Raw genomic sequence first — 22,820 nt, forward strand, 5'->3', positions numbered from 1 at the left:
GATCGCCCTGGGGCATGAGCTGCCCCGAGTTTCGTAGAGTCCGATCTTGATTGGTTCAGGCGGACTGCGGGGTTTGCTCCTGGCTGCGCCAGAAGGCTTCCTCGTGCTCGGCCGGCGGCACGTAGTCGAGCGCGGAGTGCAGACGTTCCTCGTTGTACCAGGTGACCCACTGGAAGATCGCCCGCTCGACCTGCTCGACGTCCTTCCAAGGACCCTGCATCTCGATCAGCTCGGCCTTGAAGGTCCCGTTCAGCGCCTCGGCCATCGCGTTGTCATACGAGTCCGCGACCGACCCGACGGAGGCGGAGGCGCCGATGTCCGCGAGCCGGTCGGTATACCGAATTGACACGTATTGCGACCCGCGATCGCTGTGGTGGATCAGTCCGGAGTCCTTCTTGATCCGACGCCGCCAGAGCGCCATCTCCAGGGCGTCCAGAGGGAGTTCGGTCCGCATGTGGTTCGCGACCTGCCAGCCGACGATCATCCGCGAGTACACGTCCAGGACGAATGCCACATACATCCATCCCGACCAGGTGCGGACATAGGTCATGTCCGCGACCCACAGCTGATCGGGCCGCGAGGCGGTGAAGTCGCGGTCGACCAGGTCCGGCGGACGCGGCGCCGACGGCTCCGGGACCGTGGTGCGGCGGCGCCGGCCACGGATGACGCCCTCCAGGCCCAGCTCGGCCATCAGCCGCTCGACCGTGCAGCGGGCCACCTCGACGCCCCGGCGGCCCAGGGCCCGCGTGATCCGGCGGGCGCCATAGGTGCCGCCCGAGTCCGCGTGGACCTCCTCGATCAGAGGCATGAGCTGCTCGTCGCGGAGCCGACGGGCCGACTTCGGCCGCTTCTTGCGGGCGAAGTACGTCGACGGAGACAGGTCCAGCACCCGGCAGACGGGATCGACCCCGAGGCCGTGTCCACGCAGGTGGTCGATCACCTGCTCGGCCTCGTCCGGGGACGGTCGATCTCCTGGGCAAAAAACACCGAGGCGGCTTTCAGGATCTCGTTCGCCCGCCGCAGCTCCGCTACTTCTTTACGGAGTTGCTTGAGCTCGTCGAGCTCTGCGGTGGTGAGCCGGTCGTCCCGCTCGCCGCGGTCGGCCTCGGCCTGGCGGACCCAGCCGCGCAAGGCCTCCTTGTGGATGCCCAGGTCCTTCGCGACGTGCGCGATCGGGCGGCCGGTGGTGCGGACCTCGCGAATCGCGCGCTCGCGCAGTTCGTCCGGATATTTACGGGGTGCTGCCATGGTGCTGGTGGATCTCCTTCGCCAGGACCGTAACCCTGGCATCAGGGACTCCACAAATCTCAGTACAGCTCAGCAGACCCCCGCACTCCGGGGTGGTGCCAGCCACACCATGACCACCGGTCAGCCTTAGTAAGTGACGCGGATCACAGCAGAGGGTCATGCGTTACAGCTTCGAGCGGAGTACCCTCGGCGGCTCGGCTCACTAGTCAAATTTGAGGAATCTGACATTCCTGTGCACCTGCACCCCGCGGAAACGCCTTCCGAGAGTTCCGAACTGTCCCGCTGCTCCGTGGTCTTCGTCCCCGCGGATCCGCCCCGTACCGGTCTGATCGCCTTCTGGAACCCGGACGGCGGCACCCCTCCCGGCCCGCCCGGGGCCGCTACGGAACTCACCGTGACCGGGGCCGACCTCCGGCGCCGTACCGTGCCCGCCCTCCACCTTCCCGTACGGGAGGCCCTGCCGGTGCTGACCCGGGCGCGGGCCGACGACCAGGCCTCTCCCTCGGCCGCCTTCTGGGGCGCCGCCGCACTGCTCGGCCTGCAGTTCGTGGCCCGCGGCCTCCTGCTGCCCGGGGTGAGCCCCACCGGCCGGGACGCCTGGCGGGTGGGGCCGCTGGGCGCCGGGGACCTGGGGCGGATCCGGGAACTCGCCGCCTCGATGCCGCCCACCGCCCACGCGACCCCGCTGGAGACCGGTGCGACGGAGGGCGGGCCGCTGCTCCTGCCCGAACCCGAGCGGCTGCTGCGGGCGTTCCTGGACGCGGTGGCGGACGGGCTCCCCCGGACGCCCGCCGCCGCGTTCGCCACGGCCGGTCCCGCGTTCGCCGCTCCGGAACCGCACCACGTGCCCGAGGCGCGGGCCTGGGCGGCCGATGTGGCGGCCGGTCATGACGCGGGGGTGCGGCTCTCGTTGCGTATCGAGGTCACCGGAACCGCGGACGCCGATGCCCACGCCGGGAACGCTTCTTCTGACGGCGCCGCGCCTTCTTTCCGTGCCGTGTTGCAGATCCACAGCGTCAGCGACCCGTCCCTGGTCGCGGATGCGGCCGAGGTCTGGGCGGGCTCCACCCGGAGCGCTTCGGCGTTCGGGCCACGGGCCCGGATGGACGCCCTCCTCGCCCTGCGCCGCGCCGCCCGCGCCTGGCCGCCGCTGGCCCCGCTGCTCTCCGCCGCCGTGCCGGACTCGGTGGAGCCGGCCGACGAGGAGATCGCCGAGCTGCTGGGGCCCGCATCGCGCGCCCTGGCCGCCACAGGGGTCCAGGTGCACTGGCCCAAGGAACTGGCACGGAAGCTCACCGCCCGCGCGGTGATCGGCCCGGCCGACCAGGACGGGGAGGACGAGGGCGGCGACGGGCGGCGGGGGCGGGCCCTCGCGGACACCCCCTCGTTCCTCTCCGCCGACGCCCTCCTCGCGTTCGACTGGCGGTTCGCCCTCGGTGACCAGCAGCTGAGCCGCGAGGAGCTGGACCGGCTCGCGGAGTCCAGCAGGCCGATCGTGCGGCTGCGCGACCAGTGGGTCCTCATCGACCCCGAGGAGGCGCGCCGGGCCCGGGAGACCAAGGACCGCAAGGTCACCCCCATCGACGCCCTGGGCGCGGCACTGACCGGCTCCACCGAGGTGGACGGGCGCCGCGTGGAGGTGGCCGCGACGGGCTGGCTGGAGCGGCTCCGCGAGCGGCTGGCCGACCCGGAGTCCACCGGAGCACAGCCGATCGGGCAGCCCGGGGCGCTGACCGCGACGCTGCGCGACTACCAGCTGCGCGGTCTGAACTGGCTGAACACCATGACCTCGCTCGGTCTCGGCGCCTGCCTCGCCGACGACATGGGTCTGGGCAAGACGATCACGCTCATCGCCCTGCATCTGCACCGGCAGGGCGAGCGGGACGCGGCCGGCCCGACGCTGGTGGTCTGCCCGACGTCGCTGATGGGCAACTGGCAGCGGGAGATCGAGAAGTTCGCCCCGGGCACTCCCGTACGACGCTTCCACGGCGCCTCACGCTCCCTGGAGGGGCTGGTGGACGGCGAGTTCGTGCTGACGACGTACGGCACGATGCGGCTCGACGCGGCCAGGCTGGCCGCCGTCCCCTGGGGGCTGGTCGTCACCGACGAGGCCCAGCACGTCAAGAACCCGCACTCGGCGACGGCCAAGCAGCTGCGCACCATCGGCGGCCGGGCCCGGGTCGCGCTCACCGGCACCCCGGTGGAGAACAACCTGTCCGAGCTGTGGGCGATCCTGGACTGGACGACGCCCGGGCTGCTGGGCCGGCTCGGCACCTTCCGCAACCGGTACGCGTCCGCCGTGGAGGGCGGCGACGACCCGGCGGCGGCCGGGCGGCTCGCGGCCCTGGTGCGCCCGTTCCTGCTGCGCCGCCGCAAGAGCGATCCGGGAATCGCCCCGGAGCTGCCGCCGAAGACGGAGACCGACCGGGCGGTGTCGCTGACGGCCGAACAGGCCGGGCTGTACGAGGCGGTGGTCCGCGAGACCCTGGCCGAGATCGCCGGGGCGGACGGGTTCGAGCGGCGGGGGCTGGTGATGAAGCTACTGACGGCGCTTAAGCAGATCTGCAACCACCCGGCGCAGTACCTCAAGGAGGAGGGGCCCCGGATCGCGGACCGGTCGGGGAAGGTCGAGCTGCTGGACGAACTCCTGGACACGATCCTCGCCGAGGAGGGATCCGTCCTGGTGTTCACGCAGTACGTCCAGATGGCGCGGCTGCTGGAGGAGCATCTCGCCGCGCGTGGCGTGCCCACGCAGTTCCTGCACGGCGGTACGCCGGTGGCGCGACGCGAGGAGATGGTGGCCCGTTTCCAGGCGGGCGAGGCCCCGGTGTTCCTGCTCTCGCTGAAGGCGGCAGGCACTGGGCTCAACCTCACCCGGGCCGGTCATGTCGTGCACTTCGACCGCTGGTGGAACCCCGCGGTGGAGGCGCAGGCGACGGACCGTGCGTACCGGATCGGGCAGACCCAGCCCGTCCAGGTGCACCGGCTCATCGCCGAGGGCACGATCGAGGACCGGATCGCGGAGATGCTCACCCGCAAGCAGGGGCTCGCGGACGCGGTGCTCGGCTCCGGGGAGGCGGCACTGAGCGAACTGACCGATGCGGAACTGGCCGATCTGGTCGAGCTGCGAGGGGGCGCACGATGAGCGACGCGTACGAACCGGACACGGTGGACGTCGAGGGCGGGGCCGAGCTGACCGAGGTCACGTTCGCGCCCCTGCCTCCCGCGCGCGGCCGGGGGTTCGCCACCTCCTGGTGGGGCCGGGCGTGGCTGCAGGCGCTGGAGGACACGGCCCTGGACGGTGAGCAGCTCAAGAAGGGGCGCCGGCTGGCCCGGGAGGGCGCGGTCGGGGCGGTCTCCGTACGGCCCGGCCGGATCACCGCTGTCGTACGGGACCGGGACGGCACGGCCCACCGGAGCGACGTACTGCTCCAGGAGCTGGGCGCGGAGGCGTGGGACCGGTTCCTGGACATGGCGGTGGACCGGGCCGGGCACATCGCGGCGCTGCTGGACCGGGAGATGCCGCCGCATCTGGTGGAGGACGCGGCGGGTGCCGGGGTGGAGCTGCTGCCCGGGATCGGCGATCTGGAACCGGAGTGCACCTGCGGGACCTGGGACCACTGCCCGCACTCGGGCGCCCTCTGCTACCAGGTGGCGCGGCTGCTGGACGAGGACCCGTTCGTCCTGCTGCTGATGCGGGGGCGCGCGGAGCGTCGGCTGCTGGACGAGCTCCAGGTCCGCAGCGCCGCGCGTGCGGTGCGCGGTGCGGAGGGCGGCGAAGCGCCGGAGAGCGTGGAGCAGGAGGGGTACGGGGTGCCGGCCGAGGAGGCGTTCGGCGCGGGCTCCATCCTGCCGCCGCTCCCCCTGCCCCCGCCGGTGCCCGAGGAGCCGGGGCTGCCGCCGTCGCTGGACACGGAGGCGGGCCCACCGCCCGGTCTCGACCCGGCGGCGCTGGAGGTGCTGGCCGCCGACAGCGCCATACGGGCCCGGCGGATGCTGCTGGAGGCGCTGGCTCCGGGGCACGGACGGCAGCCGGTTCCGGCGGAGCTGACGCCGGGGCAGGACGCGGTGCGGCTGGTCGCCGACGCCCGGCCGGAGCCGTGGATCGCGGGGCGGCTGGCCGAGGGGGCGGGCCGGTCGCGGGCCGAGCTGGAGGCGGCGGTGCGCGCGTGGCGATACGGAGGGGTGGCCGCGCTGGCGGTGCTGGACGAGGAGTGGTCCCCGGACGCGGACTCCCTCGCCCGGGCCCGTGCGCGGCTCGCGGCGGCCTGGGAGGAGGGTGAGCGGCCCCGGTTGCGGGCGGCGGGGGCTCGTTGGACCGTGGCGGGCGCCGATGTCCAGCTCCGGTACGACCGCGACGGCCGGTGGTGGCCGTACCGCAAGGAGCGTGGCCGCTGGGTACCCGCGGGACCGGCGGACGACGATCCGGCGAGTGCGCTGGCGGGGGTGCTCGCCGGGGCTTCGGCGGAGACCTGAGGCTGACGGGGGCACAGGTGTAAGGGGAGACGGCCGTACGGAACCGGAGCCTTCTTTCCTACGTCATCAGCGACAGGCGGCTTCGGCGGCCCCTTCTTATGCTCATGTGTCCGCCACAAGTGAACCCGGCCCCCTATAGGAGTGCGATGCACCGCAGAAGGCTCCTCCAGGGGGCCGTCGTCACCGCGGCGGCGGCGCTGGTCCCGGCGTCGGCGCGGGCCGTGACACCCGTGGCCGGCGCCCCGGACTACCCGGCGGCACTCTGGGCGCCCGCCCACGCGGCGAACCACACCGTCACCGCGCACCCCTCCGAGCGCCGGATCGACCGCGTCGTCATCCATGTCGCCCAGCAGTTGTTCACCCCGACGATCGGTATCTTCCGCGATCCCGCCAAGCAGGTCTCGGCCCACTACGTGGTGCGGTCCGGTGACGGCCATGTCGCCCAGTGCGTAAGGGAGAAGGACATCGCCTGGCACGCGGGCAACTGGGACGTCAACACCCGCAGCATCGGCATCGAGCACGAGGGGTGGGTGGACCGTCCGGAGTTCTTCACCGACGTCATGTACCGGCGCTCGGCCCTCCTCACCGCGGACATCTGCGCGCGGCACGGCATACCCAGGGACCGGGCGCACATCATCGGCCACCACGAGGTGCCGGGCAGCGACCACACCGACCCGGGCGTCCTCTGGGACTGGGACCGCTACCTCCGTCTCGTCAACCTCCCCTGACCCGCCCTGCGATCACCCCGCGCAGCCGGGTTGTCGCAGGGAGCGGCGGCGACGACGATGGAGAGGCGGGAGGCAGGACGGCCCCGGACGGAGGGCGAGTTGACGGACCCCTGGGTGGCCCTGGCGGCTGACACGGACCCCGGTGAACAGGTGGGGGCGCTGCGCCGCGCGCATGAGGTGTTCACCTCCGCGGGGCGGCTGGAGCGGCCGGTACGGACGGTGGTCGGGCAGTCGTGGCTCCGCTCGGCGCGGGCCCGGGTCAGCCCGGACGGCGCGCCCGCCGTGGAGTTCGGCGCGGACGAGCTGCGCGCCTACCGCGAGGCGCATCCGCTGGCCCGGGCGATGCCCGTGATCCGTGAACTCATGGGCGCGTACGCGACGGACGGGGAGCATCTGCTCGCCGTCTGCGACGCGCAGGGCCGGCTGCTGTGGGTGGAGGGTCACGCTGCGGCCCGTCGGCGTGCCGGAGCGATGAACTTCGTGGAGGGCGCCCGTTGGGCGGAGTCGGTCGCCGGGACCAACGCACCGGGCACGGCCCTCGCGGTCGGCCGGCCGGTGCAGGTCTTCGCCGCCGAGCACTTCCTGCGCCCGGTGCAGCAGTGGACGTGTGCGGCGGCCCCGCTGCACGACCCGAACACCGGCCGGGTGCTGGGGGCGGTGGACATCACGGGCGGCGACCGGCTGGCGCACCCGCACAGTCTGGCGTTCGTGCAGGCGGTGGCGCGGGCCGCCGAGTCGCAGCTCGCCCTGCTCGCTCCGGCGGTCACCGAGGGCGGTTCGGTGCGGCTGAGCGCGCTGGGCCGGGACGAGGCGCTGCTGGTGGCCGGGGACCGCAGGATCCGGCTCAGCAGGCGGCACAGCGAGATCCTCGTCGCACTGGCCCGCCGTCCGGAGGGGATGAGCGGGGACGAACTGCTGATCGAACTGTACGAGGACGAGTCGGTCTCCCCCGTGACGCTGCGGGCCGAACTCTCCCGGCTCAGACGGCTGCTGGGCCCGGAGCTGCTGCATTCGCGTCCGTACCGGCTGGGCGTGCCGGTGGACGCCGACTTCGACACGGTGGCGCGGAGGCTGGGTTCCGGGGCCGTGGCGGGGGCGCTGGGCGCGTATGCGGGTCCGCTGCTGCCGGGTTCCCGGGCGCCCGGGGTCGTACGGCTGCGCCGGCGCCTCGCGGACCAGCTGCGGGCGGCGCTGATCGCCCGGGGTGATCCGGGGCTGCTGGCCGACTGGGCGTACAGCCCGTGGGGCGAGGACGACCTGCCGGTGTGGCGGGCGTTGGCGGAGGCGGTGCCCGCGGGACAGCGGGCGGCGGTGCTGGCCAGGGTGCGGGGGCTGGACGTGGAGCAGGGCGGCTGAGGCGGACGGGCGGGGGGACCTGGGCGGGTGGTGGACCTGGGCGGGTGACGGCTCGCGCCGGGGGTGCCGCGACGCGCGATGCCATACGCCGGGCGCGCGCCCCGGTCCCGTACCCCGGACGCCTGCCCGAGACCCGTACCACCTGACGCGCGCCCGGGACCGCGGCCCGGCCGCCCCTCCGTACCCGTACACCTCGCGCACCACCCCACCGCCACCGCAACGGCGTTGCAACGTCCGGCTTCCTAGCCTCGCGCCGAGGCCGTCCAACGGCGGGCGGCACCGGAGCCGGGAGGACAGAGAGATGACCCGTTACGCCGCACCGGGCGCCGAGGGCGCGATCGTCACGTACGCGCCCCGCTACGACCACTGGATCGGCGGTGCGTACGTGCCGCCGGTGCGCAGGCAGTACTTCGAGAACCCGAGCCCCGTCAACGGCCGCCCCTTCACCGAGGTCGCCCGGGGGACCGCCGAGGACGTCGAACTGGCCCTGGACGCGGCCCACTCCGCCGCGCACGCGTGGGGCGCGACCCCGGCCGGTGACCGCGCGGGCGTGCTGAACCGGATCGCGGACCGTATGGAAGCGCATCTGGAGGAGCTGGCGGTCGCGGAGAGCTGGGAGAACGGGAAGCCGGTGCGCGAGACGCTGGCCGCCGACATCCCGCTGGCCATCGACCACTTCCGCTACTTCGCCGGGGTGCTGCGGGCCCAGGAGGGCTCGCTCAGCGAGCTGGACGAGGACACCGTCGCGTACCACTTCCACGAGCCGCTGGGCGTGGTCGGCCAGATCATCCCGTGGAACTTCCCGATCCTGATGGCCACCTGGAAGCTCGCCCCCGCGCTGGCGGCGGGCAACGCGGTGGTCCTGAAGCCGGCCGAGCAGACCCCGGCGTCCATCCACTTCCTGATGAGCCTCGTGGCGGATCTGCTGCCGCCGGGGGTGGTCAACATCGTCAACGGCTTCGGGGAGGAGGCCGGGAAGCCCCTGGCCTCCAGCCCGCGGGTGGCGAAGATCGCGTTCACCGGTGAGACCACGACCGGGCGGCTGATCATGCGGTACGCCTCCGAGAACCTCAAGCCGGTGACGCTGGAGCTGGGCGGCAAGTCGCCGAACATCTTCTTCGACGACGTCTCCACGAGCGACGACGACTTCCTCGACAAGGCCCTCGAAGGGTTCACCATGTTCGCCCTCAACCAGGGAGAGGTGTGCACGTGTCCGTCGCGTGCCCTGATCCAGCGGGGGCACTACGGCACGTTCCTGGAGGCCGGGATCGCCCGTACGGAGAAGATCGTGCCGGGAGATCCGCTGGACACGGAGACGATGATCGGCGCGCAGGCGTCCGAGACCCAGCTCCGCAAGATTCTCTCGTATCTGGAGATCGGCCGGCAGGAGGGCGCGAAGGTCCTCACGGGCGGGGAGCGCGTCGAGCACGGGGGCGCGCTGGCGGGCGGCTACTACGTCCAGCCGACGGTCTTCGAGGGCGACAACCGGATGCGGATCTTCCAGGAGGAGATCTTCGGCCCGGTCGTCGCGGTGGCCTCCTTCACCGACTTCGACGACGCCATCACGACGGCCAACGACACCCTGTACGGGCTCGGGGCCGGGGTGTGGACCCGTGACGCCAACACGGCCTACCGGGCGGGGCGTGCGATCAAGGCGGGCCGGGTCTGGACGAACTGCTACCACGCGTATCCGGCCCACGCCGCGTTCGGAGGCTACAAGGAGTCGGGCATCGGCAGGGAGAACCACAAGATGATGCTGGAGCACTACCAGCAGACGAAGAATCTGCTGGTGTCGTACTCGCCGAAGAAGCTGGGCTTCTTCTAACGAGCTCGTGCATGGTTGGCGGTAGCGCGTCGAGGGCTTGATCGTTGATCATGATTCGTGTGGTGGGGAACCGGACGCGTGCAGCAATCATCCGAAGCCGGCGAATCACCGGGCTGGCGCCCGACGTGATCGCAGAACTCGTCGCTGAACTGGGCCCGTTGTGGCACGAGCGGCACCAGGCCGTGCTGACGTCACGCCCTCGCCGCCGGGCCGTCCGTGCCGGGGCCAAGCACAAGCTGGTTTCCATTGACCGCCTGTTGGCCACACTCGTGCACCTTCGCCATGCAACGACGCACGACGTGCTGGCCTGCTGGTTCGGCGTGGACCGCTCCACCATTACACGTGCGATCGGTGAAGTGCGGCCCCTGCTCGCCGAGCGGGGCTGCACCGTCACGCCCGACATCCGCCTGCGCACACTCGCCGAGGTCATCGACCATCTCGGCACGAGCGGACAGACCGGGATCATCGACGGCACCGAGGTCCGGGTGCGTCGCCCGGCCGCCGGGCGCAAGGACCGGGAGAAGTTCATCTCCGGGAAGAACAAGCAGAACGCCGTGAAGTCCATGGTCGTCACGGACGCCGAGGGGCGGCTGCTGTTCTGCAGTCCGGCCGAGCCTGCGAGCTGCGCGGACATCACGCACGCCCGGAAGCTGGGCCTGGTCGGGCTCCTGGCCGACGGGCCCGCCGTGGAGATCCTGGCGGACGCCGGCTACCAGGGACTGGGCGCCCAGACCGGCGGGCGCGTGGTGACGCCACCGCACCGCAAGTTCAAGAAGAACTCGCCCGACTGGTACGAGGAGATACACGAGCGTAAGCGCAAGGCCCACTCCTCACGCCGCATCCGGGTCGAGCACGGCATCGGCCATCTGAAGAACTGGCGATCCCTCGCACGGCACCACGGCCGCCGGGAACACATGAGCGACATCATCCAGGCCGTCGCCGGACTGCTCTCCCACCAGCAGGCGGCCACGTTGGCCAGCGGTACGCGAACGTGAACACAACTGCCAACCCCCAGCCCTCGACGCGCTACCGCCAACCATGCACGAGCTCGTTACCGAAGGGGGCAGATCCACCGTGCGGATCTTCTTCCCCTTCGGCAGGGCGAAGTACAGCCTTCCGTGAATCGCCTGCACTTGGCGCCGAACGTGCAGCTGGCCGCGCTCGTAATCGATATCCTCGGGACTGAGCCCAAGACCGGGTGTGTCCAGCGAGTGGTGTAACTCGTGGGTTGGTTGTTACCGCTGGGTCGCGGTGAGGCGGCCGTCGAAGGCGATGTCGAAGGCTTGGAGGGCCGGCTTCCATCGCCTGGTCCAGCGTTTCGTGCCGTTCCCGGTCGGGTCCAGGCTCATGACCGCGAGGTAGACGCACTTGAGGGCGTCCTGCTCGGTGGGGAAGTGCCCGCGGGCGCGGACGGCCTTGCGGATCCGGGCGTTCACACTCTCGATTGCGTTCGTCGTGCACACGATCTTGCGGATCTCCACGTCGAACTGGAGGAAGGGGACGAACTCCGCCCAGGCGCGTTCCCACAACCGCACGATGGCCGGGTACTTCGCTCCCCATTCCTCGGAGAACTCCAGGAACCGCTCCATGGCGGCCTCCTCGGTCGGTGCCGTGCAGACCGGGCGGAGGGCCTTGGCGATCTTCCCCCAGTCCTGGCGGCCCGCGTACTTGAAGCTGTTGCGGAGCAGGTGAACGACGCAAGTCTGCACGATCGTCGCAGGCCAGACGGTGTTCACCGCGTCCGGGAGTCCGGTCAGTCCGTCGCAGACCAGCATCAGGACGTCCCGCACCCCCCGGTTCTTGATCGCGGTGAGTACCTGAAGCCAGTACTTGGCGCCCTCGCCGCCATCGCCGACCCACAGGCCCAGAATGTCGCGGGTGCCCTCGGCGGTCACGGCCAGCGCCATACAGACAGGACGGTTCGCGACCTGCCCGTCCCGGACCTTGACGTGCACACAGTCGATGAAGACCACCGGATACACCGCGTCCAGGGGCCGGTTCTGCCATTCCAGCATGCCGGCGACCACGCTGTCGGTGATCGTGGAGATGGTCTGCTTCGACACCTCGGTGCCGCAGACCTCGGCGAGGTGTGCGGAGATCTCCCCATGCGTGAGGCCCTTGGCGGACAGCGACAAGACCATCTCGTCGATCCCGCCGAGCCGCCGCTGCCGCTTCTTGACCAGCATCGGCTCGAACGTGCCCGCCCGGTCCCGGGGAACCTCGATCTCGACCGGGCCGACCTCGGTGACCACCGTCTTCGCCCGGCGCCCGTTGCGGTAGCTCTCCCGCCCGCCTTCGCCCTTCTCGCCGTGCTCGTGACCCAGGTGGCCGGTCAGCTCGCCCTCCAGGGCGGACTCCAGCACCCGCTTGGCCAGCTGCTGCAGCAGACCTCCCTCGCCCGTCAGCCGCAGCCCATCGGCCTGGGCCCGCGCCACCAGCTGGGCGACCAGCTCGTCATCCACACCGGCTGCCGGCTCTTCTGCCCGGCCCTCGGTCTCGGTGACACGCACGTCGGCCATCAACTTCCGCTTCCTGCTCGGGAGTTACACCGATCACCGTACAGACCCACCGACCATGATCGTGTTACGAGCTCTGAAGCTGTTCCGCACGAACACGACGAATAGCGGCATGATCGAGGTCACGCCGCGTCTTGCTGAGGGCGAGGCAGATGTGCAGGGTCTCGTCGAGGCGCGCATGGAGGCGCTGCTGGGCGTCCGGTTCCTGGCGAGCGAGTACGGCACGGGGCCGGTGCACGCGGGCCGGATCGATTCGCTCGGGCTGGACGAGAACGGATCGCAGGTCATCGTCGAGTACAAGCGCGGTGTCGACGTCGGCGCCTTCTCTGAACTTGGTCCATCCATCCGACCATGCTGGCGGGTTTTCGACCTCAGGTGCGGAGACTCTGCATCTGCTGGCAAAACCCTGCATCGGGGAGCAGTTTTCTCTGCTGAGGTCCGGCAATGAGTTGGGTCGGCGGGAGGGGCAGGCTGGGATATGGAGTGGAGTTTCAAGTTGCACGGAGGGTTCGCGGCCTGGTTGAGCACCACGCTTCTGTCGCTGGCCGTGCTCACGTGGGTGCCGGGGCCCTGGCGTCATGTTGTTGCATTTCGGCACGGCCGGTACGGGGAACTGGCAGGCGCCAGAGGTTAAGGAAGGCCGGCACTTCGTCTTTGACACGACTCCCGATGCTCGCGGCACGATTGAGGTCTCGCGCAGCCAGTACGAGGCGATCCTCGAAGGCAATCAGCGGTTTGAGCTGCCCCGAGTTTCGTAGAGTCCGATCTTGATTGGTTCAGGCGGACTGCGGGGTTTGCTCCTGGCTGCGCCAGAAGGCTTCCTCGTGCTCGGCCGGCGGCACGTAGTCGAGCGCGGAGTGCAGACGTTCCTCGTTGTACCAGGTGACCCACTGGAAGATCGCCCGCTCGACCTGCTCGACGTCCTTCCAAGGACCCTGCATCTCGATCAGCTCGGCCTTGAAGGTCCCGTTCAGCGCCTCGGCCATCGCGTTGTCATACGAGTCCGCGACCGACCCGACGGAGGCGGAGGCGCCGATGTCCGCGAGCCGGTCGGTATACCGAATTGACACGTATTGCGACCCGCGATCGCTGTGGTGGATCAGTCCGGAGTCCTTCTTGATCCGACGCCGCCAGAGCGCCATCTCCAGGGCGTCCAGAGGGAGTTCGGTCCGCATGTGGTTCGCGACCTGCCAGCCGACGATCATCCGCGAGTACACGTCCAGGACGAATGCCACATACATCCATCCCGACCAGGTGCGGACATAGGTCATGTCCGCGACCCACAGCTGATCGGGCCGCGAGGCGGTGAAGTCGCGGTCGACCAGGTCCGGCGGACGCGGCGCCGACGGCTCCGGGACCGTGGTGCGGCGGCGCCGGCCACGGATGACGCCCTCCAGGCCCAGCTCGGCCATCAGCCGCTCGACCGTGCAGCGGGCCACCTCGACGCCCCGGCGGCCCAGGGCCCGCGTGATCCGGCGGGCGCCATAGGTGCCGCCCGAGTCCGCGTGGACCTCCTCGATCAGAGGCATGAGCTGCTCGTCGCGGAGCCGACGGGCCGACTTCGGCCGCTTCTTGCGGGCGAAGTACGTCGACGGAGACAGGTCCAGCACCCGGCAGACGGGATCGACCCCGAGGCCGTGTCCACGCAGGTGGTCGATCACCTGCTCGGCCTCGTCCGGGGACGGTCGATCTCCTGGGCAAAAAACACCGAGGCGGCTTTCAGGATCTCGTTCGCCCGCCGCAGCTCCGCTACTTCTTTACGGAGTTGCTTGAGCTCGTCGAGCTCTGCGGTGGTGAGCCGGTCGTCCCGCTCGCCGCGGTCGGCCTCGGCCTGGCGGACCCAGCCGCGCAAGGCCTCCTTGTGGATGCCCAGGTCCTTCGCGACGTGCGCGATCGGGCGGCCGGTGGTGCGGACCTCGCGAATCGCGCGCTCGCGCAGTTCGTCCGGATATTTACGGGGTGCTGCCATGGTGCTGGTGGATCTCCTTCGCCAGGACCGTAACCCTGGCATCAGGGACTCCACAAATCTCAGTACAGCTCAGTTCATGCTCGCGATCCCAGGCGTACTCTTTGCTGGCCGCATATCTCGCTTTTGCGGCAGGGGAGTTGCGCCAAGCGGATGCCGGGCTCACAAGTTCGTATCCGGTGCAGTTCTGAAGTCTCCAGGCGGCTGATCGCTTGTCAGTGCTGTCGAAGTCGACTGACGTGGCCATCGTCTCCGAGTGGCCATCGATCGGGCGATGGGCCACGAAGCACCCGCATGATCCAAGCCATCCTGCCTCCCCCCACGCGGCAAGCTTCCGGCGCTCCACGCGGTGTCATGACCACGAGCGTCGGGCAGCAAGGGGCCCCCGACCAGCCGCATGAGCCCTCGGCGCCGCAGGATGCTTATAGGCCAAATCCCTTCCCATCCGGATTCCATGTATGACGCACTAGTACCGTTTCCCAGAGCCGGACTGCGACCGGGACGCCACGAGTAGCCGCACACTTGCGTGCACCTGGCCTCCTGGTGCAATGATTCGCGCAATTCTCCACCTGACTACAGCAGGGAAGTCATGCCTCACGTAAGCAGAAGGAAGACGGCACTCCTCTCAGCAGCTATTTCGGCAGCATTGGCCATGAATTTCGCCACGCCCGCACAGGCGTTAGCGCCGCAGTTCGCCTGCGAACTCATGTACAGCGGAAACATTGCGACTTACGCAATGACGTGCAGCGAACCGGGCGAACCGATGTTCGGCGGATTTGCGACATGGAGAAACGTTCCTGTCGCGTTCGATCAGGTCGACACTCCAAACACAACAGTCACGTTTTCCAATTACCTTCGGCTCACCCCGAACACGGAAGCTTCGCCATTCGAGAACAACATCGAGGTGGGGCTCTACGCAGAGAAAACCGGTAAGACGACTCAAACCTATGGCCCTAGATGGACCGAGTTTGGCAATAGTGGCGGAAAGGCCAAGGCGATCACGGTCGGCGTCAACCCCTCCGTCCCTGACGGCCGCAACCATACGTACATGCTCATGCGTAAATCTTCGGGAGATCAGTGGGATGTTCTGTACGACTTCAATACGGTTGGGAGCACGACGGACCAGCTTGAGGTGATCCCCGGATCCACTAATCGGATCGACACTGGAATGGAACTCTTGGGGCACCAGCACACAGACGTCCCGCAGATCGCGAACCGGATGCAATTCATGGACGGGAACAATACCTGGCGACAGGTGGCGACACAGAATACCGCAACGATCGTCACCCTCCCCTCCTGCAGCACGGCAAACAAACCCCCGAACTGCCTCAACGCCAAGCTGACCGATGCCACGTCCTTCTCCCAGTGGACTGTCAGTAAGCCACGCAAGGCCGGGGCCCTCGCGCCGCAGAGCAATGATGGGCCGGGGGTGTCTCCTGAGGCGAAGGGCATCTACCGAGGTGTCGATCAGGCGGAGTTGCAGGCATGCCTCGAAGAGGCACCAGATCGTTGCCTGGAAGACGTTCCCGGCCTCGCGGAATGCGTACGCAATCACCGTGTCTGCAATGTCTCCGCCAGCACTTCCGAGCTCCCCATCATGCGCAGGGGCATGGGTGAAGCGAAGGCTGAATCAGTGCGGCAGCGAGCCGCTTCGGCCTTTGGCGTGCCCGTGGGGAGCGTAGAGGCCACGGCAGCGACCGGGGGCTCCTCCCTGCCGGTGGAAGAGGTCTGGTCCGTGAAGTCGACACATAGCACCCCTGGCCTGAGGGACACCGGAAAGACCTTCAATGGATTCCACGCCTCATATTCGGCGCAAAGCGGAGAATTCCTTGAAGCCTGCTGGGGTGACATGTGTGAGAAGTAGGAGAACCGGCAGTTCTCCGTCATGCCCGCCCGCACGTCGATCAATGGGAGATTCTTTGTCTTTCCGTAGCTTATCCGCTCGCTGGGCGCGTCGCCTGGCAGTCGCATGCAGCATTACTCTGCTGACGGCGACCGCAGCGTCCGCTCTGCCTGCACCATCGATATCCGGGGAGCGGCAAGCGCAGTTCGAGTTCGTGGACGTATCGGACGTTTCCGCAATGGAATTGTGGGAACTCGGCGACCCGGCTCCACTCGAACCGTCCCTCCGGAAGGGCAAGGAATCCAAACCCGGCGAAGTTTTCAACGTGGCAGCCGAGGACCCGGATCTGCGAACGGAGTGCGCTCGACACGAATCTGAAGCGAAGTCACAGACCGGATGGGTGAAGTCCAGATTCGAAAGCTGCCAAAAGCGCCACTATGATCTGGTGCTTCGCGACAAGCAGAACAAGGAGCAGCGCGGACGTCTGATATTCGACTCCTGGGTGCTGGGATTCACCCTCGATGGAACCCGACAGGTCGATTTCGTTGCGAGCGTGGAGGACATTCAAGTCGCAACGTCCGGCGGGGAGGACGCCAAGCAATGGAAAATAGGTCAGCGCTTCAGCAACTCCATAGACGCCGGTTCCAGCGATCCTGACCCTAAAGTGAACGCTCCTTCGGAGACCGACCGCGATGAACTGCTCGGAGTGTGGGACTCGACCCCCACCTGGACTCTGTCCTACACATCGCCTGACAAAGGCCCCTTGTACTCGCAAGGGAATGCCCAGAAGGTCATGTCGGTCCACGACATGACCATTACGGTAACCTCCCCCACAGTCGACCCCTACGTGGAAGTGGGGAGCTATCAGTCGACCCTGCGGTTCGACTATGCGGGGCCAGTGGCTGGAAAGTACAAAGGGGCTGTCTTCACAAAGGCTCGGGTAGAGCTCGTGATGAGCCGGACAGACCCTGAAGTCAACGAGAGCGCCCTTCATATCTACGATGCACTGAAGCGGCCTGAGCGTACCTTCCCGTCATCCGCAAGTAAATCTGTTCCGGGTGAAACAGAGCCGTTGCACCGAATGGTCGACACTAAGAACAGTGAAGATCAGCGAGCAAATTCCATCAAGGAGTGCAAGAAGGTATGGGGCGACTACTCCGGGACATCTCTTCAGTGTGACGAGTACCCCTTCGCAAGCACCTACGAGGGTTCACTCGCAGGAGACGGGCGATTTTCTGTTCGCCTGATAGAGGGTAGCGACAACGAGGCCGGAGGCCGTATGCTCAACGCCACGTACACACTAAATCGAATCATCGACGGAGACGCCTTCTACGTGAAGATCGTTTCCTAGCAAGCCAGTAGAGGACGCCCAGTGCAACCCATCGCTGAGTACACTGTCAGTGCACACCCCGATCGGTGTTCGGTGGAGATCTACGATGCCGATGCCTACCTGGCGGACGAGGTAGCGATGAAGGCGTCACGGGAGAAGGTGGTAGCCGGCAACGGCTACCACCTGTACGTTCACAGCCTTCAGTCCGACATTCAAGTGGGAGTGCGCATCCGTATCTGGCCCATGGCGCGGGATGTTCCCGGTCACGCCGAAGGATTCACGCCTGTCTCCCTAGAGTCCGAGACTGGAATTCTCGTCATCGGTCAACTCACTCTCGGACCGGCCGGGGAAATTAAGCTGCCCCGTGCGGGATTGTACGAAGGAAGCGCATCGTGGACGGGTAGAGAGGCGGTTGCTGCCTACCATGACGACATTCTTCGGCAGATCGATGACGATTGGGGAGTCGAAGAGATCTCCCGCGCCTGGCGGGAGTGCCCCTTCACCGAGGAATATGTGCTCGATCTGTCCTTCTCTCGCCCGTCTACGCCGGATGAGGATTGACCGGCGGGCGACCCGGCGATGACGGACATCGGTTGGGTCGCCGGAGTCGCTCGGGTGACGGGCCGTGAAGCGCAATGAGCGAGGCCCTCGGGCTGTTGATGGAGATGTCTGACATCTCCATCCAGTTGCTCGGGGGCATCGTTGGTTGTCCACCTGCCGTACTCGCGCTGCCGCATGCACTCGTGGAGTGGGCCACCATGGTGATCGTCACCCGCGAGAACGCCCGGCGTTCCAAGTTCCGGGTTCGGGATCAGCGAGTCCAGCGCCCACGCCTACACCAGCGCGGTCGTCGACCTGCTCGCCGAACACGCACCAAACCTGCTGAACATACTGCGCGAGCACGAACCCGATTTCGTCCTGCTCGACGGCACTCCGGCGAGTGCGACCGGGTTGGGGAGGGGAGCGCCTCGGCAGTCGGCGGACGTCGTCCAGCCAGGCCCCCAGCAGCAGAGCGACCCCGATGTTGCTGAAGAGGACATAGCGGTGGACGAAGAGCGGCTTGACCAGCGAGGCGGTCAGCAGCAGAGCCCCCCCCCCCCCCCCCCCCCCCCCCGGGAGCACGAGCATCGGCACGGCCAGCGCGGCAAGGCTCACGGGTCCCCCGCCCCGCAGCGGAGCCCGCGCACACGCCACCCCGACGACCACCGCGACCAGCAGGTGGTAAGGACGCACCGGTCCGCCGATCCAGGCCACCTGCTCCGACTGCCCCGCGCTGACGACCGCCAGCGGCAGCAGCCCGGTCACCACACCGGCGGCGGTGACGCTCCACGCCCTCAGCACCCCTTTCGAAGGGCGGGAGACGAGCAGCGTGACGCCGTGGGCGACCAGGGCGAGCACCGCGAACTCGTGGAGCAGGCACGCCACCAGCAGGGTGAGGCCGTACACCGTCCACCGCCATCGGTTGCCCCGCTCGACGTTGGCCACGAGAGCGCAGGTCGCCCAGGCGATCAGCGCGCAGACCAGGGCGTAGGACCGGCCCTCCTGCGCGTACTTCTGCACCTGGGGAAGGAGCGCGAACACCAGCCCGGCCACCATTCCGGCGCGGGGCCCCGCCAGGCGCAGCCCGCGAAGGCCGACTCCGCCCGCCGCCGCGGCCATGGCCAGCACGGACGGCAGCCGCAGCGACAGCAGTCCGGCCCCGAACAGGTCGAAGATCACGTGCATCAGGGCGTAGTACAGGGCGTGGACCAGGTCGACCTGCTGGACCGTTTCCCAGATCTGGGACGGCTCGCGCCCGGCGAGCTGGTAGGTGACGGCTTCGTCCCCCCACAGCGTGTTCTGCCTGCGGATGCCCCACAGCCCCAGGACGACGGTCAGCGCCGCGGGTGCGACGACGACCAGGGCCCTGCCCCGGAGGGAGGGCGGCCGTGCGGCGGGGCCGGAACCGGCCCGGTGGCGAGGGCGGGGGCACCTACGTCGAGGGACATCGTCGGCGGAACCTTTCGGCGGCGTGGAGAGGCCGCCAGCGTGCCGGGCCCCTGGTGACCGGTGGCTGACCGAACCTGACCGGCCGATCAGGAACCGCCGCCGGCCCTGTGCGAGGCTGCGCGGCATGCGCATCCTGGTGGTCGAAGACGAGGCGGACCTCGCCCATACCCTGCACACCGGTCTCACCGCCGAGGGCTACAGCGTCGATCTCGCCCACGACGGCCGGCAGGGGCTGTGGATGACCAGGCACGGTGAGTACGCCGTCGTCGTCCTGGACCTGATGCTGCCCGGCCTCAACGGCTACAAGGTCTGCGCCCAGTTGCGCCGCGAGGGCAACGCGACCCCGATCCTCGTGCTCACCGCCAAGGACGGGGAGTGGGACCAGGCCGAGGCCCTGGACACGGGTGCCGACGACTACCTGGCCAAGCCCTTCTCGTACCTGGTGCTGGTCGCACGGCTGCGGGCCCTGGTCCGGCGGTCCGCCGGCGTGGCCCCGCCCGTCCTCGCGGTGGGCGACCTCTCGCTGGATGTCGCCGCCCGGGTCTACCGCCGGGCCGGGGCGCGGGTGGACCTCACCCCGCGGGAGTTCGCCGTACTGGAACTCCTGGCCCGGCGGGCGGGCCAGGCCGTCTCCAAGACGGATCTGCTGTACCACGCGTGGCCCGACGACGCCCTGGACCCGAAGCTGGTGGAGGCGCGCGTCAGCGTGCTGCGCAAGAAGGTGGACGCGGTGTTCCGCCGACGGTCCCTGCAGACCGTACGGGGCATCGGCTACCGACTGGTCGACGACCGTGAACACGGCTGAGCCACGGCGCCGCCGGTGGCCCCGGTCCGTCCGCGCCCGTACCGCCCTGGCCGTCGCCGCGGCCGTCGCCGTCGCCCTGGCCGCCATGGGCTGGTGGCTGCACCACGACGTCTACCGCCAGAGCACGCAGATCGCCCGGGACCAGGCCCGGGCCCCGCTCCTCGCGCTCGCCGTCCAGGTGCGTGAGGGCGTGGTTCCCAGCCCCAGAAGTGCCGTCCCGTACGAGATCGTCGCGACCGGCCGCCGCACCGCCGTCGCGTCCGGCGGAGGACTGGACACCCCCGCCCCGGGCTCACGCCATGTCCTGCCCGCACCGCCCCCGCTATCCGGGCCCGCCGACACCGGTTCGGGCTGGTACTACACGCAGTACGACATCCGTATCCCGGAGCGCCGCGACGCCGGCTTCGCGGCGGCTCCGACCTGGCCGGCGGCACCTACCCGGTCCTGTCCACCGACGTCTGGGCCGGTGAACTGAGCAGCGGGCAGGCGGCCGCGCTGGGCGTCGCCCCGGACGCCACCCTGCGGGTCAATGTGGTGGTGCTGCCCGACACGGCCGAGGCGATCACCGGCACCATCGACCTTCTGCTGCTGCGGGCCGGACTCGTCAGCCTGCTGCTGATCGCCGCCGTCACCTACCTCACCGTACGCGTGGCGCTGCGGCCGGTGGAGGCGATCCGCGCCGCCACCGCGTCGGTCACCGCGAGCGACCCGACCGAGCGCGTGACCGTGCCCGCCTCGGGACACGAGATCGCCGCCCTGGCCACCACCATCAACACCACCCTGCAACGCCTCGACGAGGCGGCCGCCCGGCAGCGGCGCTTCGTCGCGGACGCCGCACACGAACTGCGCAGCCCTCTCACCACTTTGCCAGCCAGTCTGGAGGTGGCGCTCGCCTATCCGGAACGCACCGACTGACCCGGCGCGGTGACCACCGCGGCACGGCAGACCCGACGCCTCCAGAGCCTCGCCGAGGATCTGCTGCTCCTCGCCCGCCTCGACGCGCGGGCGCCGGCGGCCGGCGGCGGCTCCGTGGACCTGGCGGCCCTCGCCTCCCGGCTCGTCGAGCAGGACGACCTGCCGGACCGGCCGGTGACGCTCACCGCGGACGCCACCGGGCCCGCGTACGTGAGCGGCGACGCCGACGACCACGGGCGGCTGCTGCGCAACCTCGTCGACAACGCCGCCCGCCACGCCACGAGCCGCGTCCAGGTCACCGTCCGGAACCAGGACGGGGAGGTCGTCCTGTCCGTGCGCGACGACGGGCCGGGAATCCCCGGCGAGGAATCCGAGCGCGTCTTCGAACGCTTCGTGCGGCTGGACGACGCCCGCTCCCGCGACCGCGGCGGCGCCGGCCTGGGGCTCCCCATCGCCCGCGAACTCGCCCACCGCCACCGGGGCACGCTCTTCCAGGTCCCCTCGGATGTCGGAGCGTACTTCGAGCTGCGGCTGCCCCGGGCGCCCGTTCCCGTCGACGTCTGAGGCTGCCGACCGCGTCCGCCTCGGGGCGGGCTCGGTCGGCGGCCCGCCCTGCCGCCCCGCCTTCAGGTCTTCAGGCGGAACCGCATATCCGGTTCGGGGGGCGGGTAGGGCCGTGGAGGGCGGTCCCACCGCGTGTCCTCTCCGGGTCAGGTGCCGTCCCCTGTCCTGCGATGGAGCGTCGATGCTGCGGATCCACTTCACGCCCGAGGACCTGACACGGATCACGGTGGCCCGGGGCCCGGACTTCCTGTGGGAGATCACCAACAGCGTGCAGACGCTCCAACGGACTGACGGGGAGAGGGTGTTCGGCACGTGGCGGCGATGGGTCCGGCCACGGCTGCCGGAGAGCCGGCTCCTGCTCTCCCCGCTGCTGCCGGCCTACGGCTACTCCCCGGACTTCCTCACCCCCGCCTCGGGTGACCGCAGCACGCTGCAGGCCGCCGTCGACACCCTGCTCGGCACGGAGCGCCCCCGGTTGCGCGCCGAACTGTCGAGGCTGGCCCGGTCGCGGCGGCTGCCGGGCTGGACGCGGGCGCTCGCCGAGGGGGACAAGGAGACGCTCGGGCGGCTGGGCGAGGCGCTCCACGCCTATCAGGCAGAGGCTCTTGTTCCGCACTGGCACCAGGTGCGTGCGGACATCGACGCCGACCGGGGCCGCCGGATGGAGAGCCTGATGGACGGCGGGACGGAGGCGCTGCTCGCCGGGCTGGGGCCCGGTGTCCGCTGGCGTCCGCCCGTACTGGAGGTGGACTACCCGGTCGACCAGCAACTGCGCCTGCGGGGGCGGGGGCTCCTGCTCCAGCCGTCCTTCTTCTGCTGGCCCGCCCCGACCACGCTCGCGGACGCGGAGCTGTCGCCCGTCCTGGTCCATCCGATCCGCCACACGCCCGGCTGGGCCACCTCTCCGGCCGGACGGCCCGAGCACGACAGCCTCGGGCAGCTCGTCGGCCGGACCCGGGCGGCCCTGCTGCGGGCCACCCGCACCGGCTGCTCCACCGTGGAGGCCGCCCGGCTGCTCCAGGTGACGCACCCGGCGGTCAGCCAGCACGCGAACGTGCTGCGGGCGGCGGGCCTGATCACCACCGTCCGTACGGCCGGACGGGCCTTCCACCTCGCGACGGCCGAGGGCCACGCGCTCCTGGCGGCCGAGAACCGGGACCGCCGGGAGCCCATGTAAGCCTGGGCTTACGGGACTTGTGTCCGTCCGGACTGGGCCGCCACGCTGTCTGCCACCGGCGCACCCCCACGCCGCTCTCCCC

The 22,820-nt window shown here is 69.6% G+C and carries 14 protein-coding genes and 4 pseudogenes; 14 read left to right on the forward strand and 4 right to left on the reverse strand.

Annotated features, from left to right (window positions below; translation table 11 throughout):
* Window positions 1–55 precede the first annotated feature (55 nt).
* Window positions 56–1,248 (reverse strand): IS3 family transposase gene (locus tag DJ476_RS00570; RefSeq protein WP_112489517.1). Its coding sequence is split into 2 segments (ribosomal slippage): window positions 56–984 and window positions 984–1,248, totalling 1,194 coding nucleotides; the frame shifts between segments, so codons are not numbered across the junction.
* A 232-nt stretch (window positions 1,249–1,480) separates the two neighbouring features.
* Here DJ476_RS00570 and DJ476_RS00575 point away from each other — a divergent pair.
* From DJ476_RS00575 to DJ476_RS00600, 6 genes are all read left to right on the forward strand, one after another.
* Window positions 1,481–4,393, forward strand: a complete 2,913-nt coding sequence (locus DJ476_RS00575; RefSeq protein WP_112489518.1) for a DEAD/DEAH box helicase — start codon at window positions 1,481–1,483, stop codon at window positions 4,391–4,393.
* Entirely contained in the window at window positions 4,390–5,724 is a 1,335-nt protein-coding gene (locus DJ476_RS00580) for an SWIM zinc finger family protein (RefSeq protein WP_208853464.1), read from the forward strand. Before DJ476_RS00575 ends, DJ476_RS00580 begins: the two co-directional genes overlap by 4 nt.
* A gap of 146 nt (window positions 5,725–5,870) precedes the next feature.
* Window positions 5,871–6,452 (forward strand): N-acetylmuramoyl-L-alanine amidase, encoded by a 582-nt coding sequence (locus tag DJ476_RS00585; RefSeq protein ID WP_103421636.1) that lies wholly within the window; start codon window positions 5,871–5,873, stop codon window positions 6,450–6,452.
* A 99-nt stretch (window positions 6,453–6,551) separates the two neighbouring features.
* Window positions 6,552–7,808, forward strand: coding sequence for a GAF domain-containing protein (locus DJ476_RS00590; protein WP_112489519.1), 1,257 nt, complete (start codon window positions 6,552–6,554; stop codon window positions 7,806–7,808).
* A 301-nt stretch (window positions 7,809–8,109) separates the two neighbouring features.
* On the forward strand, window positions 8,110–9,633 hold the full coding sequence (gene exaC / locus DJ476_RS00595; RefSeq protein ID WP_112489520.1) for an acetaldehyde dehydrogenase ExaC: 1,524 nt from the start codon (window positions 8,110–8,112) through the stop codon (window positions 9,631–9,633).
* 269 nt (window positions 9,634–9,902) lie between these two features.
* Window positions 9,903–10,628, forward strand: a complete 726-nt coding sequence (locus DJ476_RS00600; RefSeq protein WP_404827438.1) for a transposase family protein — start codon at window positions 9,903–9,905, stop codon at window positions 10,626–10,628.
* Between the two features lie 240 nt (window positions 10,629–10,868).
* Here the strand turns inward: DJ476_RS00600 and DJ476_RS00610 are convergent, their stop codons facing one another.
* Window positions 10,869–12,155 (reverse strand): IS256 family transposase, encoded by a 1,287-nt coding sequence (locus DJ476_RS00610; protein WP_404827439.1) that lies wholly within the window; start codon window positions 12,153–12,155, stop codon window positions 10,869–10,871.
* A 52-nt stretch (window positions 12,156–12,207) separates the two neighbouring features.
* Between DJ476_RS00610 and DJ476_RS00615 the strand changes: the two are divergent.
* Window positions 12,208–12,480 (forward strand): annotated as a pseudogene (locus tag DJ476_RS00615) (DUF5655 domain-containing protein); the annotation flags it as partial.
* Window positions 12,481–12,925: 445 nt separating this feature from the next.
* Here the strand turns inward: DJ476_RS00615 and DJ476_RS00625 are convergent.
* Window positions 12,926–14,118, reverse strand: a protein-coding gene (locus DJ476_RS00625; protein WP_112489517.1) for an IS3 family transposase whose coding sequence is annotated in 2 segments (ribosomal slippage) — window positions 12,926–13,854 and window positions 13,854–14,118 — 1,194 coding nt in all. Because the reading frame shifts where the segments join, the coding sequence is not laid out codon by codon here.
* A gap of 649 nt (window positions 14,119–14,767) precedes the next feature.
* On the opposite strand from DJ476_RS00625, the gene DJ476_RS00630 reads away from it, so the two are divergent.
* From DJ476_RS00630 to DJ476_RS35270, 4 genes and pseudogenes are all read left to right on the forward strand, one after another.
* Window positions 14,768–15,979, forward strand: coding sequence for a hypothetical protein (locus DJ476_RS00630; RefSeq protein ID WP_318294269.1), 1,212 nt, complete (start codon window positions 14,768–14,770; stop codon window positions 15,977–15,979).
* Between the two features lie 217 nt (window positions 15,980–16,196).
* Window positions 16,197–17,309: a NucA/NucB deoxyribonuclease domain-containing protein gene (locus DJ476_RS00635; protein WP_318294271.1), complete on the forward strand. Its 1,113-nt coding sequence runs from the start codon at window positions 16,197–16,199 to the stop codon at window positions 17,307–17,309.
* A 72-nt stretch (window positions 17,310–17,381) separates the two neighbouring features.
* Window positions 17,382–17,849: a hypothetical protein gene (locus tag DJ476_RS00640; RefSeq protein ID WP_318294272.1), complete on the forward strand. Its 468-nt coding sequence runs from the start codon at window positions 17,382–17,384 to the stop codon at window positions 17,847–17,849.
* A gap of 104 nt (window positions 17,850–17,953) precedes the next feature.
* Window positions 17,954–18,256 (forward strand): annotated as a pseudogene (locus tag DJ476_RS35270) (hypothetical protein); the annotation flags it as partial.
* 373 nt (window positions 18,257–18,629) lie between these two features.
* Here the strand turns inward: DJ476_RS35270 and DJ476_RS35275 are convergent.
* A pseudogene (locus tag DJ476_RS35275) lies at window positions 18,630–19,409 on the reverse strand (glycosyltransferase family 39 protein); the annotation flags it as partial.
* Between DJ476_RS35275 and DJ476_RS00650 the strand changes: the two are divergent.
* The 3 genes and pseudogenes from DJ476_RS00650 to DJ476_RS00660 all read left to right on the forward strand — a co-directional run bounded on the left by DJ476_RS00650 (window position 19,402) and on the right by DJ476_RS00660 (window position 22,738).
* Entirely contained in the window at window positions 19,402–20,082 is a 681-nt protein-coding gene (locus DJ476_RS00650) for a response regulator transcription factor (RefSeq protein ID WP_112489526.1), read from the forward strand. The pseudogene DJ476_RS35275 and the gene DJ476_RS00650 overlap by 8 nt on opposite strands.
* Window positions 20,069–21,561: pseudogene (locus DJ476_RS00655) on the forward strand (sensor histidine kinase). The gene DJ476_RS00650 and the pseudogene DJ476_RS00655 overlap by 14 nt, the downstream one beginning before the upstream one ends.
* 181 nt (window positions 21,562–21,742) lie before the next feature.
* A complete protein-coding gene (locus tag DJ476_RS00660; protein ID WP_112489527.1) occupies window positions 21,743–22,738 on the forward strand; it encodes a winged helix-turn-helix domain-containing protein in 996 nt (331 codons plus the stop codon).
* Window positions 22,739–22,820: the final 82 nt, after the last annotated feature.

The organism is Streptomyces bacillaris (assembly GCF_003268675.1).
Taxonomy (GTDB): Bacteria; Actinomycetota; Actinomycetes; order Streptomycetales; family Streptomycetaceae; genus Streptomyces; species Streptomyces bacillaris.

Excerpts from the sequence above, each read along its gene's own strand:
- DJ476_RS00580 (WP_208853464.1), top strand. The coding sequence starts at position 4,390 with ATGAGCGACGCGTACGAACCGGACACGGTGGACGTCGAGGGCGGGGCC.
- DJ476_RS00585 (WP_103421636.1), top strand. The coding sequence starts at position 5,871 with ATGCACCGCAGAAGGCTCCTCCAGGGGGCCGTCGTCACCGCGGCGGCG.
- exaC (WP_112489520.1), top strand. The coding sequence starts at position 8,110 with ATGACCCGTTACGCCGCACCGGGCGCCGAGGGCGCGATCGTCACGTAC.
- DJ476_RS00630 (WP_318294269.1), top strand. The coding sequence starts at position 14,768 with ATGAATTTCGCCACGCCCGCACAGGCGTTAGCGCCGCAGTTCGCCTGC.
- DJ476_RS00635 (WP_318294271.1), top strand. The coding sequence starts at position 16,197 with ATGGAATTGTGGGAACTCGGCGACCCGGCTCCACTCGAACCGTCCCTC.
- DJ476_RS00650 (WP_112489526.1), top strand. The coding sequence starts at position 19,402 with ATGCGCATCCTGGTGGTCGAAGACGAGGCGGACCTCGCCCATACCCTG.
- DJ476_RS00660 (WP_112489527.1), top strand. The coding sequence starts at position 21,743 with ATGCTGCGGATCCACTTCACGCCCGAGGACCTGACACGGATCACGGTG.